Below are 2,527 nucleotides of genomic sequence, written 5' to 3' on the forward strand. Positions count from 1 at the left end.
CTCCGCCACGTCTTTCGGGCAGCCCTGCTGGCCCCGCTGGAGGCTACCTTTCTGGTTGTCCTCTTGGCCGCAAGCGGTCTCGTGCCGGTAGGGGTGCTGAGCCTCACCCGCACCCTGGTGGATGGCCTGGCCCTCGAGCTGGGAATCGGGGCCTTCACGCTCGAGCTGCTGTGGCCCTTGCTGGGCCTTGCCCTGCTCTTTGCCGTGGATTTCCTCCTGGTTCCGTGGGTGGCCTACCTGTAAGGGGTGGTGAACGAGCGGCTCACCGCCCGGGCGCACCTCCTGCTCATGGAAAAGGCGGCAGGGCTGCCCGACCTGACCCCCTTTGTGGAGGTTCCCCGGCTCACCCCCGAAGAGCTGGCCCGCGCGCCTGAAGGGGAGCCGAGCGCGGTGGTGCGGGAGCGCGTCCTGGCGGCCAGGGAGCGCATGAAGGCCCGCCAGGGCAAGCTCAACAGCGAACCCCTGGGTCATGCCCTGCGCCAGCACACCGCGCTTTCGGCTGCCTCCGAGGCCCTCCTGCAAGCCGCCACCCGGCGCCTAGCCCTGACTGCCCGAACCCTTGAAAACCTTGTCCGAATCGCTGCCCGATAGGGACCGCTCGGTACCGCAAGCAGCCTCCAGGCTCGAGCCTAGATTCCGCTCACCGGCGGCCTGCGGCACTTTGGCCCTCTGATGCAGCGGGAAGACCTTCCCCTCTGGGTGCTGAGCTTTGGGGACTCCATCCGTCAGGTAAGGCCCGGCCCCTGATTCCAAATCTGTCTGAGATATACTCGCCCCATGGACGCCCTGACCCTCTACCGGCAGGGCCGATGTGAGGAAGCCTTCTCCCTGGCCCAGCAGCAAGGGGACATCAGAACCGCTGCCCTGGCCCTGCTGGCTCTGGGCCGGGACGACCAGGCTCGGGCCTTGCTGGAGGCCTGGCAGCCCACCGGCGAGATCCCCGCAGCGAGTACGAGCTCTTCCAGAGCTTCGCCGCCCTCTCCAGAGGGCGGACCACGCTGCTGATTACACACCGCCTGGCCTCGGTGCATATGGCCGACCGGATCCTGGTGCTCAAGGAGGGCAGGCTGGTAGAGTGCGGTACACACCAGGAGCTACTGGCCCTGCGGGGGGAGTACTTTACGCTTTGGAACCTGCAGGCCTCGAGGTACGCCGAAGCGGGCAAAACCCGGTGAGGCCGACCCATGGGGTCGCGCTACGCCGTCCTTCCCCACGGATCAGCCGAGGCCGGGAGTTACGGAAACCGCAGCCGGTCTTGGGGCCAACCTACACCCGGGTCTTGCTCAGCCGGTAGGGCAGGTAGCGGGGGTGCCAGAAGCGCTCGGCCACATAGGCCTGGATGGCCTCAGGGCTAAGCCCCATTACCCGCTCCTCGCGGGCCAGCCCCTCCTGGAGGGCTTGGCGGATGACCCGCGCAGCCACATACGGGCTGACCTCCCGCAGGGCCTGGGTGGGCGGGTAGATGCGGTCGGGGTAGTGTCGGCAGGTGTAGTCGTAGAGGGCGTAGGCCGCCTCGAGCACCATCCCGTCCGAGACCTCCTTGGCCTTGGCCAGCACCGCCCCAAAGCCCAGGCCCGGGAAGATGAAGGCGTTGTTCCCCTGACCAATGGGGTAGACCCGGCCCTCCAGCTCCACCGGCTCAAAGGGGCTCCCCGCCGCCACCAGGGCCTTGCCACCGGTCCAGCGCAGGATATCCTCGGGAATCGCCTCGGAGGCGCTGGTGGGGTTGGAGAGGGGGAAGACAACGGGCCGGTCGGTATGGGCCAGCATGGCCTGCACGATGGGCTGGGTGAAGGAGCCCGGCTGGCCGGAAAGCCCGAGCAGCACCGTGGCCCGCGCCCCCACCACCGTCTCGTAGAGGTTGGGCACCTCTCCCGCCACAGACCAGCCCTGGATGCGTGCGGGGTCTTGGGCAAAGCGCTCCTTGTAGGCCTCCATCGGGCGGCCCTTGAGCAGGAGCCCCTTGGAGTCCAGCACGAACAGGCGGGCCTGGGCCTCCTCGAGGGAAAGCCCTTCCCGCACCAGGCCGTCCAACAGGGCCTGGGCCACCCCGGCCCCTCCGGCCCCGGCCCCGTAGACCACGAAGCGCTGGTCGGAGAGCCGCTCCCCCTTGAGCCGGCAGGCCGCCATCACCCCGGCCAGGGCAACCGCGCCGGTGCCCTGGATGTCGTCGTTGAAGGAGGGCAGCACCTTGCGGTAGCGCTCGAGCACGGCAAAAGCCGTATCCTTGCCGAAGTCCTCCCACTGCATCACCGCGTTGGGGTAGCGCTTGCGGAAAGCCTCCACAAACCTGTCCATAAAGGCAAAGTATTCGTCCCCCGTGAGCCGTCGGTGGCGTACCCCCAGGTAGAGGGGGTCGTTGATCAGGTCGGCCCGGTTGGTGCCCACATCCAGCTCAATGGGCAGGGCCTTGTCCGGGCCCAAGCCCCCCGCCGCGGTGTAGATGGTGAGCTTCCCGATGGAGATGGCTAGGCCGCCAAAGCCCTGGTCGCCGATGCCCAAAATCGCCGAGGAGTCGGTGGCTACG

General features: G+C 68.0%; 4 protein-coding genes and 1 pseudogene. 4 read left to right on the forward strand and 1 reads right to left on the reverse strand.

Translation table 11 applies throughout. The features are described 5' to 3' along the window. From NZ849_RS02570 to NZ849_RS02585, 4 genes and pseudogenes are all read left to right on the forward strand, one after another. Positions 1-243: pseudogene (locus NZ849_RS02570) on the forward strand (ABC transporter ATP-binding protein); the annotation flags it as partial. A 6-nt stretch (positions 244-249) separates the two neighbouring features. After that, positions 250-591, forward strand: coding sequence for a hypothetical protein (locus NZ849_RS02575; protein ID WP_295403718.1), 342 nt, complete (start codon positions 250-252; stop codon positions 589-591). Between the two features lie 186 nt (positions 592-777). Then, positions 778-1,005, forward strand: a complete 228-nt coding sequence (locus NZ849_RS02580; protein WP_295403722.1) for a hypothetical protein — start codon at positions 778-780, stop codon at positions 1,003-1,005. Positions 1,006-1,031: 26 nt separating this feature from the next. Then, positions 1,032-1,175: a hypothetical protein gene (locus NZ849_RS02585; RefSeq protein WP_295403725.1), complete on the forward strand. Its 144-nt coding sequence runs from the start codon at positions 1,032-1,034 to the stop codon at positions 1,173-1,175. A 91-nt stretch (positions 1,176-1,266) separates the two neighbouring features. Here NZ849_RS02585 and maeA read toward each other — a convergent pair. Beyond that, the coding region (gene maeA / locus NZ849_RS02590) for an oxaloacetate-decarboxylating malate dehydrogenase (RefSeq protein WP_295403728.1) at positions 1,267-2,527 on the reverse strand (1,261 nt) is incomplete at its 5' end.

The organism is Meiothermus sp., assembly GCF_025060375.1.
In the GTDB taxonomy this organism is placed as follows: Bacteria; Deinococcota; Deinococci; order Deinococcales; family Thermaceae; genus Meiothermus.